Here is a 16464-nt window from a genome sequence, read left to right on the forward strand (position 1 = left end):
GCGTGCTCGACGCCGGCCAGTGCAACGACAGCTACTCGCTTGCCGTGATCGCCCTCAAGCTCAAGGAGGTGTTCGGTCTGGAGGACATCAACGACCTGCCGATCTCCTTCGACATCGCCTGGTACGAGCAGAAGGCCGTCACTGTGCTGCTTGCGCTGCTCTATCTTGGCGTGAAAGGCATCCGTCTCGGACCCACACTTCCCGAGTTCCTCACGCCCAACGTGGCAGCGGTGCTTGTCGAGAAGTTCGGTATCAAGGGTATCGGAACCGTCGAGGAGGATGTGGAGGCGATGATGGCTGGGGCCTGAGACGCCCATGTTTTTCATTATACCCAGTTCAACGGCGGGCTTCGGCCCGCCGTTAGTGTTTATTCGGTTTTATCCTTGAGGAATGGGTGCCGGAGACGAATGGTTCGTCCTCTGATATGCTGCTTTCCTCCTGTGAAAGTTTATTAAAATATAGTATACTATCCTATACTATAATTCTAAACAATAAATGCTATGGCCCACACGAAAGAAGGCAGAAAAAAGCTGTTGAACCGTGTTCGCAGGATCAAGGGACAGATAGAGGCGCTTGAAACGGCGCTTGAGCAGGAAACATCCGACTGTTCAGCCGTTCTCCAGCAGATAGCCTCCATACGGGGTGCGGTCGGAGGACTGATGATGACCGTTCTGGAAGGTCATATCCGCGAACATATAGGAGCCGAAGATATTTCGCCGAAGCAGCGGAATGCAGATACCGAACAGGTCATATCGGTGTTGCGCTCCTATGTGAAGTAGCATGTGCTTTCATAACACCGGATACCATATAACCAGAAACAGGAGTAACTCATGAAGATGAAGAAAAACGTGCTGGCGGTTTGCGTCATGCTGCTGGCCGTTAACGCTGTTGCTGCCGAAAAGACAGCCGAACAGCTTGTTGCCGGTAAAAAACAGGCCGATATTACCTATCGGCAGTTGATGGAGATCATGGGGACGGCTTCAGCCATGATCAACGAGGGGCTTGTTCGCGAAAACCCCCAGATGGTCAGGGACGGTGTGGATCTTGTGATCAACCATCCGGCTCCGAACCATAAACCATGGCTCATTGTTGCGCCCAAAGACCAGGAGGAGTTCAAAAAAACTCTCGTGGCTTATGATCCGATTCTCGATTCCCAGGCTGAGCAGATTGCAGTGACAGCGGAAAAACGGGACTGGAATGCAGCGAACAGTGCGGCGTCAACGCTGATGGGCACCTGTATCGCCTGTCATGCAGGCTGGAAAGATAAAACAACCGATATAAGGAAGCTGCGTTGAAATCCTGCGGTCCGGATGCAAGCTGAAAAGCAGTTATGGAGTTGCGGTGCTTGTCGAGAAGTTCGGCATCAAGGGTGCCCGAACCGTCGAGGAGGATGTGCAGGCGATGATGGCCGGGGGCGGGGCGGGCTTCGGTCCGCCGTTTTTGTTTATAATGCTTGCGACTGACTGGTACTCCATATCGTCAATCGCGAATCTCTACGGGAAGCTTCCCGGCATCCTGAAAGCTGCGACATCGATCCCATGATGCCCGGCAACTGAGTGGCTTTGTAGCCGGAGCGCCCCCATTTCTCATATAAATCGCGTATATTCCATACTTGAGTGTATCCGCCAGTTTGCGGGATTTCGCATCTCCGTCCAGAATTTTCCTCATCTGAATCGATGCCGGATATGGCTTATTACAGGAATATCTGCTTTGTCGAGGCTCCACAGGCGATTGTGACGCCGTTTCCGAGGTATATCAGCGACTGTATCGGGGTGTGTTACCTTGCCGCCTCGGTCGAGGACATCGTGGAGAGCATGGCGATGCCCGAGAACTATTACAACGACCGTATTTTCGAGAGTTTCGAGCGATTGTTGAACGAGCGTCCGTTCGATCTCGTGGCCATCTCCTCGATGACGGGCGGTTTCAACAATGCGGAGAAACTGGCGCGCATCGCCAAAAAGCGCGGGATAACGGTGGTGATGGGCGGGTTTCATCCGACAGCGTTGCCGGAGGAGGTGCTCGATCTCGGATGCGTCGATCTGGTTGTGGTGGGCGAGGGGGAGGCGACCTTCAGGGAACTGGTCGGGAAAGGACCGTCGCGTGAGGTCAGGGGACTGGTCTGGAAAGAGAACGGGCAGTTCGTCCATACGGGAATGCGGGAGCTGATCAGGGATGTGGATTCGATCCGCTTGCCTCTTCGTTCTATTCGGCCCGAGAGGTTCGGGGAGAAAAGCGAGGACTATACCATCGACACCATCTATACTTCACGCGGTTGCCCGTGGGCCTGTTCCTTCTGCGCCAACGACAAGATGCACAGGCAGTGGAGGGGCCGAAGCGCTGAGAACGTGGTCGAGGAGATTGCCCTGATTCACGATCCGAAGAAGAGAAAACTGCTGAAAATCTGGGATGCGAACTTCCTGACCAACATCAGGCGTGCGGAGAGAATCTGCGATCTCATGATCGAACGGGGGCTGACCAATTTCAGGATCATGACCGAGACGAGGGCCAGGGATGTGATTCGGGCCGAGCGGATTCTCGACAAGCTGCACCGGGCAGGTCTCAGGAAAGTGGGGCTCGGCATCGAGAGCCCAAATCCGGAGACACTCGAAAAGATGAACAAGCAGAACACCCTTGATGATATTTCCAGGGCAATCGGCCTGCTCAAGAAGAACGGTATGGGGATCGATGGCTATTTCATCGTCGGTCACCACAGCGAGACTGAAGCCGATACGATGGTCTATCCGGGGTTTGCCCGTTCGCTCGGTCTCAGGAATGCGCTTTTCATGGCCATGACGCCCTATCCTGGTACGAAGATTTTTGAGGAGTACCGAAGTCAGGATAACATCACCTCATACGACTGGGACCTCTATAACAACTTCTGCCCGGTAGTGAAAACCGAGTTCATGAGCAATGAGCGGTTGATGACGATGATGGTATACTGCTATGTGGCGTTTTTCAATTACCAGACCCTGTTGAAGCAGGAGCGCGAGCGGGGGATGTTGCAGATTTTCATGCGGGATCTCTGCCAGTTTGTTTTTCTGACGCTAATAAACCGGAGGCTAGGAAAAAAGGAGATCGAGTCAACGATCTATGGAGCATACGAGTGCTTTGCGAGTACCGAACCCCGAATCGAATATCCATCCGGAAAGGCACTGAAACGGCCGGTGTCGATTTTTCTCGAAGAGAGCGGAGGCCGGCGTATCGAGTTCCGCATAACCCAGGAGAATGACCGGCGGGTGCTCGCCATCCGGAAGGTTTCCGGAACTGCTCCGGTCGGCGGGCTGGTTGTGAGCATCAATGCGGTGGTCGAGGCTACGGCATCGGTTTCAATGGATGTGCTGATGCGCTTTCTGTACCGGAAAGAGCTTGTGCGGAACAATCGTTCGATAGCGCCCCGTCAGTATCTGGCGCTTGCAGCCGACCGCGACATTCGTCGTGCCGCCGCCGCGTTTTATCGCTTGTATCGTACCTGTACCCGGAAAAATTGACTCCTCGGGGTCGAGAATTAAGGGACGTAAGTAAATGAGGTAAATGGTGGGGGTGTTTTTTATCTTTCCAATAAAGAGCAGATATCGGTCAGGGACCTGTAACGGAGAATCGCTATGCCGAGAGGAGCGAGACTGGATGCGCCAGGAGCATTGCATCATGTGATGGTGCGGGGAATTGAGCGGACGGCAATTGTTTTTGATGATGAAGACCGTCTGGATTTTCTGAACCGGATCGACAAAGCAAGCGACAAAACCGGAACGGTGATTTATGCTTGGGCACTGATGACCAATCATGCGCACCTGCTGCTCCGGAGCGGTTTGGAGGGATTACCGACATTCATGCGCAAAGTGCTGACCGGATATTCGGTATCGTTCAACAAGCGGCATCATCGAGTGGGCCATCTTTTCCAGAATAGGTACAAATCGATTCTTTGCGAAGAGGAACCCTATTTTATCAAACTGGTCAGTTATATCCATCTGAATCCGTTACGTGCAGGATTGGTTGCTTCACAGGAGGAACTGGAGCGTTATCCGTGGAGCGGTCATGCTGCTATCATGGGCTTGGGTGAACATACATGGCAGGATACGGAGTATGTGTTGCAACAGTTTGGAAGAACGACAGGGGCAGCCCGGGAGGCATATGTTGGGTTTGTTCTGGATCAGATGCGACTTGGACATCAGCCGGAATTGACTGGTGGAGGTCTGGTGCGATCGGCAGGTGGGTGGTCTGAAGTATTGTCGATGCGGCAGCGGGGCGAGCGGCAGTTCAGCGATGAGCGGATTTTGGGAAGCGGCGAGTTTGTCGAAGAGGTTCTCGGAGATGTGGAGGAATTACAGAAAGAGATGGTGCCGATGAGGTTAAGACAGGTCGATGCCCATGAGATGCTCGAACGGCAGTGTGCTGAAAAAGGATTGTCGGTGGAAGCGCTCCAGGCAGGTAGTCGGAACAGGGAGTACTCTTCGATAAGGCGGGAGCTTGCAAGAAAGTTCGTGATTGAATTGGGATTATCCCATGCGGATGCTGCGAGGTTGCTGGGTATTTCAAGGGCGGGTGTGAGTATGTTGATACGAGGATAAGCGGGGGAAAAGAGGTTTGATGTGTTTTCTTACCTCGTTTACTTACGTCCCTCTTACTTAGTGCGTGTGCGGGAAAATGCTCCGGGGGGTATATATTGCTGTTGTAGGGCACGCCGTGCTCTGGTTGCCTGTTCGGGACCCAAATCCTGTAACGAAGGGCAGGCCTCCAATGATACATACGTTACATAAGTTCAGAACTGTTTTTGCCGTGCTGCTTCTGGCGGTGGAACTTGCCGGGTGCAGCGCTTCCTATCAGGCCGTGCAGCAACGCCCGATTCTTTCGCTGTTTTACGCGACCGACCGGGCCCGGTCCGGAAGCAGCGAACCGGGGGAGTTCTACAATTCGGATCACGCTCCGCTGCAGTATGGTACCTGCACTGTTTCGGTGCCGCAAAAGCACCGGGTAGCCGAGCTTGAAACGCCGGTGCTGCGCATGCATCCGGAACGTCATTTTGAACTTCTTTCGATCGATACCCTCGGCCAGCAGGTTTTTTTCGACAAACTGGGGCTTTTCATGCAGCGGGCCGGCAGTCAGAAAACTGCTCTGGTATTTGTTCACGGTTTCAACATAAGTTTCGAGGCCGCCGCCCTGCGCATGGCCCAGATGACCTCCGATCTCGATTTCAGAGGCACGCCGCTGGTCTACAGCTGGCCGTCGGACGCTTCGCTTGGCTCATATCGCGAGGACGAACGGAGCGTTGTTGAAACCGAAGGCAATCTTTACCGTTTTCTTTCCGGTATCGCCGAGCGTTCCGACAAGGCAGGCATCTATCTGCTCGCCCACAGCATGGGAACCCGTGCCCTGACCTCGGCTTTCATCATGCTTGCCAAAGATCGCCCCGAACTGCTTTCCCGTTTCGCTGCCATCGTGCTCGCCGCGCCGGATATCAATGCGGAACGCTTCCGACGGGAACTTGCACCATCCCTGGCCGGCAACGGAGTGCCGGTAACGCTCTACGCTTCGCGTTCGGACAATGCGCTCATGATCTCCGAGGGTCTCAACGGCAACCCGAGGGCCGGTGAAGTCACGGATATTCCGCTTATCGTACCCGGCATTGAAACCATCGACGCCACCGATGTCGACAGCGATTTTCTCGGGCACGCCTATTACAACCGCTCCAGAACGGTGCTTTCGGACATGTTCTACATCATCAATCGCGGGCTTCCCGCCTCGGAGCGTTTTTCCCTTCAGCCGGTCGATACCCCGGAGGGGCGGTACTGGAGGTTCAAAAAGTAGAGGGGGTGGCGCCGAACGGGCCGTGCCTCTCACTTCCGTTTATCCTGTTACCGTGCGTTGTAAGCGAGATTTGCGGTGCTTCCGCTCTTGATTGTCGCCAGAACCTTTACCAGATGGTTTTCCAGTTCCGCAGGGAATCTGCCGACTGTTTTGCCGTATTTCGGTGAGGTGAAGTATGCGAACGCTTCAGCCCAGTATTCCGCATCGTTGTTTCTTGCATAATTGCTCGGAGCGAAATCATATTTGCTTATGAGCGATCTGACAAGGTTTTTCCACTCCTGATTGTTGACCCCAAGTTTGATGTCGATAACGTGACCGAATTCATGACGGATGGTATGTTCGAGATTGTTTGTTGAAAAAACCAGCTCATCTTTTTCCGGATTATAGATTCCCCTGCTTCTTGCTATCATGTGCAGCCTGCCCACTTTGGGAAGGTTCAGTGCATACTCTTTCTGAATCCTTTCGACTTCAAGATTGATTCTGTTCAGGCGCTCGAGCCTCTGTTCTTCGGGTATTGACTCGCCGTAAGGGCTGTTTTTGTAGATGATGAAGTGGTAGGAGTGTCTGGCAACCTGTTCAGCTTCTGCAAGTGTAGATGCCGGCTGGAGTGCGGCAGATGCTGAAACCGCTGCCGGCAGGCATGACCCGATAACAAGTGCTGCTGTTGCGGCCAGTTTTGTTAAAAAGGTTTTTTTCATGATTGCTCTCCCGGATGTTTTGCATATTTATTCACTCTTTCCGGGTATGTTTATACAACAATCATGCCAGCTACTTTCATGGCGCTTTTGTATTGGTTTAAATTGTTTTTTTATAGATTCTTACTGTCTTTTATATTGTTTTTAAATAGTCTAAACTATATCTTCTGAAAGCGTTTCATGGTGCATCGGAATGCATGAATAATCTCGTTCTGTCTCGGATTGGGTCGTAACGGAGGTGAAAAAACGGCCGGAATAAGACTTTTTTTATCCGGAATGGTTTTTATGGCGGAAAAGTCGAAAATGGGGGGCGAAAAAAGTTGCGGCAGGGGGGAGTGTTTTGTTGCAACAGCCGGAAAAAGCCCGGCGCAAGGGGGCCAGGCTTCGCTGCCCGGTATGGGTATCGGCAAGCCGGTCATCAGCTGTGCGAATATCCGTGCCGATCTGGCGAAAAGGGTGGCGAGGGCAGGGTGTTCAGGGTGCGCAACAGGAAATTCCGTGGGGGCTTGCCGTGCGGGGTTCCGGAAAGGCGGTACCCGGCTGTTCAGCCTTATGAACAGCAGCTTTCGGTGTAGTTACGGGCTTGCTTTTTCATAATAATAACGTATATTTTGCCTTGTGCAGATATATATCGGCACCGTTACGAGGGGGGCGGCAGGCGAGGTGTGCCGGAGCCATGGAGGGAAGCATGCTGAAACAGGAGTTGCCGCCTGAAGAACGAAGCCGACAGGATGTGCAGGCCTTGAAAAGGAAGCGGGGGAGCCGCAAAAAAAGCTGCAGCCTCGGTTACAGGAGTCTTGACAAGGTAGTGCGCTTGCCGGCAGCCTGCGGGGGGGGAAACATGGGGCTTCGGAGTGGCAATACACAGTGGTAATACGCTGACAAGTGCCCTGCCGGGTTGTTTTTGAGCCCCAATTAAGAGTGATGGTTTTTTTTTGCACCGGCGATATATATATTGAGCATCAATTAATGATGGTCTGTGTCGAGAGAGTGTCGCCCAATGTGAAAGGTGTGTTTGCTTTTGCCTTGTTTGTATACGAAAGACAGCAGCTGTTGTTCATGCCTTTCCCCCGAAATACAGTACGAAACAGAGAGAGATAGCCGCTGGCTGGTTGCTGGTGCCTCCTTTATCGGGAGCGGAGTGGTTTGTTTGTTGCCGGCAATGATGGTCGTCACCTGACGTTGTCGCGTTGTCCTGCAGTACCTTGCCATACCGGATTTTCAGTTTGGTGAGTTCCTTCATTTGTGACTGAAGGCAGCGAAGCTTTTATACTGATTGCCGGACTGTTGCGCGTATTCCGATGATTGGTTTGTTTTTGTTCAGGGGTACCGTTACCTTTGCGGCCAGGTTCAGCGGTTTCAATTTTTTTAAATCAGGAGAGCATCCATGAGTGCCTTTAAAATCCTTGCTGCTGTCATGATTTCATTTCAATGCATGGCTCTTTCCTGCATGAGCGCCGAGGCATTGGCTGAATCGTTCGGATACACCAGCTCATCCTCATCTGTTTTTGCCGAACGCGAGCAGCGCCCGGTAATCCAGGAGTACAATCCGCTATCCGCTCCGGGTTATCCTTCGCTCCAGAACTCCTACTTCACCGACGATTACGGCAACATTCTGATGATCGTCAATGTGCTTGGCGAGGTCAACCGCCCCGGTCAGATCGTGGTTCGCGAAAGTGCCGATTTTGCAACAATTTTTGCCCTTGTCGGCGGCCTGAGGCCCGACGCCAACCTGACAAAGGTGCTGGTCGCGCGGCAGGAGCCCGATAAAGACGGGCAGCAGGCGTACAGGATAGACCTTAAAAAGTACTACAAGCATGGCGACCGTGGTGCGTTCATCGCCCTTAAGCCCAACGACACCATCATCATTCCCGAAAAGGGGCTTAGCCTGAACAAGATTGCCCGCATCATGGGCATAGCCGTATCCGGTTTCAGTATCTACAATCTTGTCGATTGAATCAGTGATCGATCATCGAAAACACCTGTATCAATGAGTGAAAAAGATTCACCACAGAATCAGCAGACCGGCTACGAGCAGCCAAGGGATTCGGAAATCAGTCTTGCAGAGATCTTCAAAATCATCCGTCGCCGGCAGTACGGCATTGTTGCCGTTATCGCCCTTTTCCTCGTGCTCTCGCTGCTTTACTACGGCTTGCAGACCCCCGAATACCATGCAGTGTCGGTGATGATGATCAACGATACCGAGGACCCCGGCGACCTGCTTGCCAAGGTTATCGGCCCCGGCACGCTCAGCAACAACAAGACGGTCAAAAAGGATGTGGAGCTTCTGCAATCGATGCCGATTGCAGAGCTGACCGTAAGGGAGCTCTACCGGAGCGGCCGCAGGGATTCGCTGGAGTTTTTCGGCAAAAGGCCCTATTACTCGCCGATAGCAAGCCTGGTGAAATCCCTTTTCTCCCTGAACATGGGCCGCAAACCGCAGCTTCAGGGCGATGCCGACGAAACGTTCCGCCGCTACGCCCTGAAGCTCAACGGCCGGATCAGGGTGGATGTTATGCGCGAAACCAACGTGCTCAAGGTTTCGGTTGTGAGTCCCTTCCCCGATGAGGCGGCTTTTCTGACCAACACGCTCTGCAGGGTGTACAAGGAGGCGGACATCGTGCGGAACTCCGAAAAATACGCCCAGGCGAACAGGTTTATTGCCGACATGCTCCGCGAGCAGCAGAAAAAGGTTGCCGAGGCCGACAACCTGCTGTCGGGCTACATGGAGGCCAACGAGATCTACGAGTTCACCGGCAACACCCAGCAGCTGCTCGACAAGCTTATCGAGGCCGACGCCAAACAGAACGGCATTATGGCCGAATACAATATTGCGAGCAACAGCCTCTCCTTTCTCAACAAAAAACTTTCCGAGGCCGACAGGTCGCTCGGTTCCCGCATAACCAAAAACGTCAACACCCAGCTCGGCTCCATACAGGACGAGATACGGAGCCTCGAGAGCGCCTATATCCGGCTGATGCAGCAAAAAGGGCCCGATAACGCGGAGGTCGTCTCCAAACGGAAGCAGCTCGATGTCGTCAAAACACGGTACGAGCAGCTCAGCCGCAGCAAGATTGCCGGTGAAATCCGCTACGCCGGCCAGGCGCAGAAATACAGCTTCGACATGGTTGCCGAAAAGCTGCAGATCGAGCGCAAACTCAACGAGCTGAGTTTCAGCTCCAGGGAGTTCAGCCGGTTGAAGCAGTACTACGAGACTCTGCTTTCGACCCTGCCCAAAAAACAGCAGGAGTTCGCCAAGCTGCAGCGAGACCGTGAGGTGGTCAGCAAAACCTACCTCTTCCTGAAGGAGAAGCTCGACGAAACCCGTATTCTCGAAGGTTCGGAGGTTGGCGGCGTAGCAATTGTCGGCTCGGCCTTCCGTCCGTTCACCCCCGAAAAGCCCAGCCTGCAAAAGAATCTGCTCATGGGTCTGGTTCTCGGCGGGCTTTTTGCAATGGCCTACGCCTATGGCGCAGAACTTGTTGACGATACCGTCAAGGAGGAGTCGTTCTTCAGGGATATCGGCCTGACAATGCTCTCCGTCATTCCCCTGGTTTCCACCGAAAGCAAGAGCGCTCCGGTAAAGGGGGAGTCGCGCCTCAACCGCATTTTGTACAACACCAACCGGGCTTTCCGCGAAAAGCTGCTTGCCGCAGGCATAAGCCGCGAAAAGAGACCCGGCGCACAGCCGGTTGCCGAGGTGCCCATGCCTAAAATAACCGACAACCTGACCTCGGCCTTTGCCGAAAGTTTCAGGATGCTGCGCAACGCCCTCGATTACAGCCGCATTGAAAACCCGCTGCAGTCCATCCTCATTTCGGGTACGGCCATGTCGGAAGGCAAGTCCACCGTGTGCGCCAATCTCGGCATGGCCTATGCCCTTATCGGCAAAAAGACCATTATCATCGACTGCGACCTGCGCAGGGCATCGCAGCATAAAAAACTGAACTGCAAAAGAGCCCACGGCCTGACCGACTACCTCTTCAGCCAGCAGCATGAAATCAATGAGGACTTTTTTCAGCCGACGCACCTCGACAACCTCTTTGTGCTCAGTGCCGGCCAGAAGGTACCCAATCCCAACGAACTGCTCGGATCGCCGAAAATGCTGGAACTTCTTGCCGAGCTTCGGGGGAGGTTCGATAAGGTGCTGATCGACTGCCCACCCCTGTTCCTGAGCGATGCGGCGCAGCTTGCCCGTTCGGTCGAAGGTATTGTGCTCGCCTCACGCCTGCGCCATACCAGCAGGAGGCCGCTCGAGGATTTTGTGACCGATCAGTATCTCAGGCCCCAGACGCTTGGCGTGGCCGTTATCGCTTCACGCGATTCGGAGCGCTACGGTTACGGAAAATACGGTTACGGAAAATACGGTTACGGCCATTATGAGGATGAATCATAGAACGCAAAGCCACCAATACCAGTACGCCATAACATCCCCAACCCTTCAACCCTTCTCAGCCATGAAACTATCGAAGAACTTTCTTGTTCCGGCCCTTTTCGGGCTGCTTGCCCTGCAGGCGCCCGATGCACGGGCTGTCGAGCCGACGGGCGCGGTTTACCTGCCCAACAATTACGGCAAATCCCTCACTACACCGGTTGCCTGGGGCGCGGCCAACAATGTTATCTTCATGGGTGTCGGCGGAACCAACCCCGCACCCTATACCGATGAAACCGATCTTGCCGCCGTGCTCGGTATCGGCATTGGCGATGCAAAAAAGCTCGGTATTCAAATTGCGCTGGTTTCCCTCGACATGAGCGAGTGGGACCGCTACTCCATGTCGTTACATCTGCACCACAATCTCGGCAGCGGCAATGCCTTTGCGGCAGGTGTCGAAAACATCATGCTTAGCGAAGGGGGCGATGCCGAACAGAGTTTTTACATGGTGTACAGCCAGGGGCTTCAGGGCGATCCGTTCGTCAACGCGGAGAGCGGCGGTTCAAAACTGCACTTCAGCATCGGCGCCGGTACGGGCCGCTTCGGTGAAAAAAGCCCCGAAGACATAGCTTCAGGAAAGGGAAAACACGGTACCTATGTATTCGGCAATATCGCCTATGAGGTTGCCGAATCGTTCAACGTCATTGCCGACTGGAACGGCCTGAATCTCAATGCGGGCCTCTCGAAAACATTCTGGCTGGGAAACATGCCGATTGCCGCCACCGTCGGTGCCGCCGACCTGACCGACAACTCGGGCGACGGCGCCCGCCTTGTTTTTGCCGTTGGCACAGGCTTCAAACTCTAAACAAAACAGGAGCACAGTAATGAAAAAGAGCATAGTTCGCATCATCATGCTTGCAGCCTTCGCTGCCGGTTATGCCGGTTCCCCGCTTTTTGCGGCTGTTTCAGGCAACATGTCCGATGTGTCCGCCCAGGCTACCGTTGGCGGGACCGTAGGATCGAGCGTCGGTCCCGCCGTCGGTTCAGGCCTTCCCGGTCCGGATGATGACGATGGGGAGACGATCGAATTGCAAAATCAGATTAAGGCATTGAAAGCCGAAATTGAAAATCTGAAAACAGCATTGGAGGATTGCAGAAAGCAAAAACAGAGATAGTTTTAACCATGAGCAGGTAAACAGAGCGCGAATCAGGTCTCCCGAAAACGGGAGACCTGACTTCTATTCTCCATCAGCTTTGTATGCCGTACCCATTTGAAAAGAAACCCCCTTCCCCATTCCTTCTACTGTTGAGCCCATTATGCACGAAAACAGCCTGATAGAGCCGCAGCATAATCCCGAATTTTCTGTTACCAGTCCATCCACCCTTTTCCCCATGCTGCAAAAACCGCTCAGGAAACTTCTTCCGGCATATTCCCGATTGCAGGAGAGCGTCCTCGCCTCATCCCGTCGCGTCAAACAGTCGGTTGCGGTTGTTTTCGACCTCTTTTCAGCCATGTTCTGTGTATGGATGGCCTTTTCGCTTCGCCTGGAACTCTGGCACCTGCCGGCCGGCGGGCAGTGGGTCGTCTATCTGCTGGCGCCGCTCCTGATGCTGCCGGTCTTTACCTATGCCGGTCTCTATCGTGCCATCCACCGCCACAGCGGTTTCGCCATGTTCATCACGGTAATCAACGCGGCACTCTTCTACGGGGCGCTGTTTTTCTCCGCCGTGCTGCTCTTGAACCTTCCCCATGTCCCCCGTTCGGTAGCGATGCTGCAGCCGATACTGTTTCTGCTGATCACCGGCGGCAGCCGGGCGCTGGTGCGTTTTGTGCACCATAATACCGGAGTTCTGCCTAAAAAGCAGCAGGCTGCAGCCAACAGGCTGCTGATCTACGGCGCCGGTTCAGCCGGAGCGGAGATCGCCGGAGCCATCGAGCGCAGTGCGAAATTCGATCTTGCCGGCTATCTCGACGACGATCCGCAGCTGCATGGCCGCACCATCAACGGCAAGCCGGTGTTCAGCCCCGAAGAGGCCGAAACATTGATTGTACAGCAGGGTATCGGCAACATCCTGCTTGCCATGCCCTCTGCAAGCCGGTCGAGACGCTACGAAATTGTCGCGAAGTTCAGGAGCTCTCCGGTGCGTATCCAGATGCTTCCCGGAATCGAGGAGCTTGCCGACGGCCGGGTAAGCATTGCCGATATCAAGGAGGTCGACATCGAGGATCTTCTCGGTCGCGATCCTCTGAAAATCGATCAGGAGCGGATCAGAAAGCACATCTCGGGCCGGGTGGTAATGGTAACCGGAGCCGGAGGCAGCATCGGCAGCGAACTCTGCCGTCAGCTTCTCGGCGCCCAGCCGGCGACGCTGCTGCTTGTGGAGCATGCCGAGCACAGTCTCTACGCCATTCACAGCGACCTCGAACAGCGCAGCTCGCGGCTCGCTCTTCGGGTACGTCTCGTTCCGCTGCTCTGCGACGTTACCGACGAGGGGCGCATCGACGACATCATCCGGGTGTTCGGTCCGGAGGTGATCTACCATGCTGCGGCTTACAAGCATGTGCCCATGGTCGAGTTCAATTCGGCCGAAGGGGTGCGCAACAACGTATCCGGTACGCGCACTGTTGCAGAGGCGGCGCGGCGCAACGGTGTCCCCCGATTCGTTCTGGTCAGTACCGACAAGGCTGTCCGTCCCACCAATGTGATGGGAGCGAGCAAACGGCTGTGCGAAATGGTGCTGCAGGCGCTTGCGGCGGAACCGGGTCATTCGACCTGTTTTTCGATGGTTCGTTTCGGCAACGTGCTCGGCTCGAGCGGTTCGGTTGTGCCGCTTTTCCGCCGACAGATCAGGGAGGGGGGGCCCATCACCATTACCCATCAGGATATCACCCGCTATTTCATGACCATTCCCGAAGCTTCGCAACTGGTTATCAAGGCAGGTACCATCGCTACCGGAGGCGATGTTTTTCTTCTCGATATGGGCGAACCGGTAAAGATCATCGAGCTTGCCTGCCGCATGGTTGAACTCTCCGGTCTCACGGTTCGGGACGAAGCGCACCCCGAAGGGGATATCGAAATCAGGATATCCGGGCTTCGCCCCGGCGAAAAACTGTACGAAGAGCTGCTGATCGACAACAACCCCGAGCCGACAGTCAACCCCCGCATTTTCAGGGCAAGCGAGCAGTTCATGCCCTGGCAGGAGCTCGCTACCGAGCTTGCACGCCTGACGGATGCCATCAGCCGCAACGAAGTCAGAACAATCAAGAAGCTGCTGAAGAAAATGATTCCGGAGTATCAGCCGGCACAGGGCATCAGCGATTTTCTGGCCATCGAGCAGGAGATGGAAACTGGTATCGGGCAGCATGCCACTGTTGCCGCACCGGTCGAAAAGCATGCCGTGCTTCATCGAGCGGAAACGGCGGTTCATGGCCGCGCTTACAAATCCGTTGTGAGGGAAAGGGAAAAAGAGGAGGCTTTTGCATTGGGGCAAGGTAACGGCAACATTATGTTCCTCGATATGCCCTACGATTCGTTCTCTGCACCCGGAAACAAGTCCTGAACTTGCTATCTTTTTCTGGACACCAAAAGAAGGCATACCTTACAAGAAAAGGAGGTATGAGTCCATGTCCCAGTCAATGCACCGTCGCAAGTTCAGCAAGCAGTTCAAAATTGATGCCGTTGAACTGACGCTTAAAGAAGAAAAAACGGTCAAGGAGATCGCCGACGATCTCGGTATCAGAGTAGCCTTGTTGTATCGATGGCGACAAAACCATCTCACGGCCAGGGAAAATGCCTTTCCGGGAACTGGCCATGCCAAAGATGCCGAATCGGAGAGAATCCGGCAACTTGAGCGCCAACTGCGTTTGGTCACCGAAGAGCGGGAAATCTTAAAAAATTCTGGAAAGCTATGGATTCGAAGTATTCCTTGTCAATGCTCGTGAGGCGAAAAACGTACCGGGTCGCAAGACTGACTTCAGCGATGCCCAGTGGCTTCAGAAGTTGCATCAGTTCGGATTGTTGCGAGCAAGTTTTCATCCGACCTCGGATATTGCTGAACTTCGAGCCTACTTGCGTCAGCGGGAAAAATTGCTTGACTACAAGGCTGCCCACATCCAGCACATGCAAAAAGCCCTGATGCAGATGAATATCCAGTTACATCATGTGGTAACAACAATCACAGGTAAAACCGGCATGAGCATCATTCAAGCTATTGTAGCAGGTAACCGTGATCCGCAAGATCTGGTAAAATTCAGGGATGCCAGGTGCAAGAATTCAGCAGCAACCATCAGGGCTGCTCTGACAGGGAACTACAAGCCTGAACACCTTTTTGCTCTCAGGCAATCGCTCGAACTTTTCGACATTTACAACGAAAAAGCAGCGGCATGCGATCAGGAAATCCAGACTGTCCTTGATCGGATACAGCAAAACATCATGCCACCGGAACAGCCTCTACCGAAAGCAAAACACAACACGGTGAACAAGAATGCTCCCGACTTCGATATTCGTCAGGTGCTGTTCAATATTATCGGTGTTGATCTGACGCAAATTACCGGGTTGGGACCATACCTGTCGCTGAAGCTTGTATCCGAATGTGGAACTGATATGTCGAAGTGGCCCTCAGCCAAACACTTCACCTCATGGTTGTGCCTGGCACCAAGTAATAAAATTTCAGGCGGCAAGATTCTTTCATCAAGAACGCGTCCGAGCTCAAGCCGGGCAGCTGCATTGCTCCGGCTTGCAGCCGCAGCAATTAGTCGATCCGAGACTGCATTAGGTGCTTTTTGCCGAAGACTTTCGGCAAGAGTCGGAAAAGCTAAAGCTATTACCGCAACAGCCAGAAAAATTGCTGTCCTTTTCTATAACACACTTAGGCACGGACTGCTCTATGTTGATCCCGGTGCAGATTATTATGAAGAGCAATACAAATCAAGAATCCTCGGCCACTTGAGACGCCGTGCAGACTCATACGGATTCACACTTCAACCCAAGGATGTTTCTGCTGCGACTATAGGAGTTTCTTAGAAAAGCCTGTGCTGTGTTCATGAAAACTCCTTGAAATACAGGTTCATCAAGGATCATAAGCAGGTGTTTGCTGTCAGAACCCAGTGTCGGGTGCTCGATGTCTCTGTCAGCAGCTATTATGCATGGATACAGCGTTCTGAGAGTCCTCTCAAGCAAGAGAACCTGAAACTGATGGATGAGATCAAGTCTATCCACGAAGCCAGTCACCATACCTATGGCAGTCCCCGCATTGCCGATGCGTTGCAGAAAAAGGGGTTCCGGTGCAGCCGTCCGCGAACGGCGCGCCTGATGCGTTTTATGGGCATACGAGCCAGAACGGCCAGGAAGTTCAAGGTCACGACTGACTCAAACCATCAGGAACCGATTGCACCAAACCTGTTGGGGCAGGAGTTCAGGGTCGATGCGCCTTATGAGGTATGGACGAGTGATCTCACCTATATTCGTACCGCGACCGGTTGGCAGTATTTGACCATTATCATGGAGCTCTTCAATCGAGAGATAATAGGGTATTCTCTCAGTACCAGCCTGAAGACTGAAATGACAGTCAATCCGGCTCTGGACATGGCCGTAC

The 16464-nt window shown here is 53.7% G+C and carries 16 protein-coding genes and 2 pseudogenes; 16 read left to right on the plus strand and 2 right to left on the minus strand.

Going from position 1 to position 16464, the window contains the following annotated elements:
• The 7 genes and pseudogenes from K9G39_RS10785 to K9G39_RS10815 form a co-directional block, all read left to right on the plus strand.
• Nucleotides 1-308 (plus strand): annotated as a pseudogene (locus K9G39_RS10785) (hydroxylamine reductase); the annotation flags it as partial.
• A gap of 192 nt (nucleotides 309-500) precedes the next feature.
• Complete coding sequence (locus tag K9G39_RS10790; RefSeq protein ID WP_292004932.1) at nucleotides 501-779, plus strand: metal/formaldehyde-sensitive transcriptional repressor; 279 nt, start codon at nucleotides 501-503, stop codon at nucleotides 777-779.
• Nucleotides 780-830: 51 nt separating this feature from the next.
• Nucleotides 831-1295, plus strand: a complete 465-nt coding sequence (locus tag K9G39_RS10795; protein WP_292004933.1) for a hypothetical protein — start codon at nucleotides 831-833, stop codon at nucleotides 1293-1295.
• Between the two features lie 46 nt (nucleotides 1296-1341).
• Nucleotides 1342-1542 carry a hypothetical protein gene (locus K9G39_RS10800; protein WP_292004934.1) on the plus strand — a complete coding sequence of 67 codons (201 nt, stop codon included), beginning with the start codon at nucleotides 1342-1344 and terminating at the stop codon, nucleotides 1540-1542.
• A 143-nt stretch (nucleotides 1543-1685) separates the two neighbouring features.
• The gene (locus K9G39_RS10805) at nucleotides 1686-3488 is read left to right on the plus strand and encodes a radical SAM protein (RefSeq protein WP_292004935.1); all 1803 of its coding nucleotides are present in this window, start codon (nucleotides 1686-1688) and stop codon (nucleotides 3486-3488) included.
• A 114-nt stretch (nucleotides 3489-3602) separates the two neighbouring features.
• Nucleotides 3603-4565, plus strand: a complete 963-nt coding sequence (locus K9G39_RS10810; protein WP_292004936.1) for a transposase — start codon at nucleotides 3603-3605, stop codon at nucleotides 4563-4565.
• Nucleotides 4566-4734: 169 nt separating this feature from the next.
• Nucleotides 4735-5802: an alpha/beta hydrolase gene (locus K9G39_RS10815; protein ID WP_292004937.1), complete on the plus strand. Its 1068-nt coding sequence runs from the start codon at nucleotides 4735-4737 to the stop codon at nucleotides 5800-5802.
• 47 nt (nucleotides 5803-5849) lie between these two features.
• On the opposite strand, the gene K9G39_RS10820 is transcribed toward K9G39_RS10815, so the two are convergent.
• Nucleotides 5850-6500, minus strand: coding sequence for a hypothetical protein (locus tag K9G39_RS10820; RefSeq protein WP_292004938.1), 651 nt, complete (start codon nucleotides 6498-6500; stop codon nucleotides 5850-5852).
• Between the two features lie 282 nt (nucleotides 6501-6782).
• Here K9G39_RS10820 and K9G39_RS10825 point away from each other — a divergent pair, with 282 nt between their 5' ends.
• Nucleotides 6783-7094, plus strand: coding sequence for a hypothetical protein (locus tag K9G39_RS10825; RefSeq protein ID WP_292004939.1), 312 nt, complete (start codon nucleotides 6783-6785; stop codon nucleotides 7092-7094).
• A 460-nt stretch (nucleotides 7095-7554) separates the two neighbouring features.
• Here the strand turns inward: K9G39_RS10825 and K9G39_RS10830 are convergent, their stop codons facing one another.
• Nucleotides 7555-7740, minus strand: a complete 186-nt coding sequence (locus K9G39_RS10830; protein ID WP_292004940.1) for a hypothetical protein — start codon at nucleotides 7738-7740, stop codon at nucleotides 7555-7557.
• Nucleotides 7741-7884: 144 nt separating this feature from the next.
• Between K9G39_RS10830 and K9G39_RS10835 the strand changes: the two genes are divergently transcribed.
• From K9G39_RS10835 to K9G39_RS10870, 8 genes and pseudogenes are all read left to right on the plus strand, one after another.
• Complete coding sequence (locus K9G39_RS10835; protein ID WP_292004941.1) at nucleotides 7885-8454, plus strand: SLBB domain-containing protein; 570 nt, start codon at nucleotides 7885-7887, stop codon at nucleotides 8452-8454.
• A gap of 33 nt (nucleotides 8455-8487) precedes the next feature.
• Nucleotides 8488-10893 carry a polysaccharide biosynthesis tyrosine autokinase gene (locus K9G39_RS10840; protein ID WP_292004942.1) on the plus strand — a complete coding sequence of 802 codons (2406 nt, stop codon included), beginning with the start codon at nucleotides 8488-8490 and terminating at the stop codon, nucleotides 10891-10893.
• Between the two features lie 61 nt (nucleotides 10894-10954).
• Nucleotides 10955-11734: a hypothetical protein gene (locus tag K9G39_RS10845; protein ID WP_292004943.1), complete on the plus strand. Its 780-nt coding sequence runs from the start codon at nucleotides 10955-10957 to the stop codon at nucleotides 11732-11734.
• A gap of 19 nt (nucleotides 11735-11753) precedes the next feature.
• Complete coding sequence (locus K9G39_RS10850) at nucleotides 11754-12044, plus strand: hypothetical protein (RefSeq protein WP_292004944.1); 291 nt, start codon at nucleotides 11754-11756, stop codon at nucleotides 12042-12044.
• A 217-nt stretch (nucleotides 12045-12261) separates the two neighbouring features.
• Nucleotides 12262-14430 carry a nucleoside-diphosphate sugar epimerase/dehydratase gene (locus K9G39_RS10855; protein ID WP_292004945.1) on the plus strand — a complete coding sequence of 723 codons (2169 nt, stop codon included), beginning with the start codon at nucleotides 12262-12264 and terminating at the stop codon, nucleotides 14428-14430.
• Between the two features lie 76 nt (nucleotides 14431-14506).
• On the plus strand, nucleotides 14507-14812 hold the full coding sequence (locus K9G39_RS10860) for a transposase (protein ID WP_363319393.1): 306 nt from the start codon (nucleotides 14507-14509) through the stop codon (nucleotides 14810-14812).
• Nucleotides 14763-15893: pseudogene (locus K9G39_RS10865) on the plus strand (IS110 family transposase); the annotation flags it as partial. The gene K9G39_RS10860 and the pseudogene K9G39_RS10865, both read left to right, overlap by 50 nt.
• Nucleotides 15894-15956: 63 nt before the next feature.
• A partial coding sequence (locus K9G39_RS10870) for an IS3 family transposase (RefSeq protein WP_292004948.1) occupies nucleotides 15957-16464 on the plus strand: 508 nt, incomplete at its 3' end.

Source organism: Chlorobium sp. (assembly GCF_021740465.1).
GTDB lineage: Bacteria > Bacteroidota > Chlorobiia > Chlorobiales > Chlorobiaceae > Chlorobium.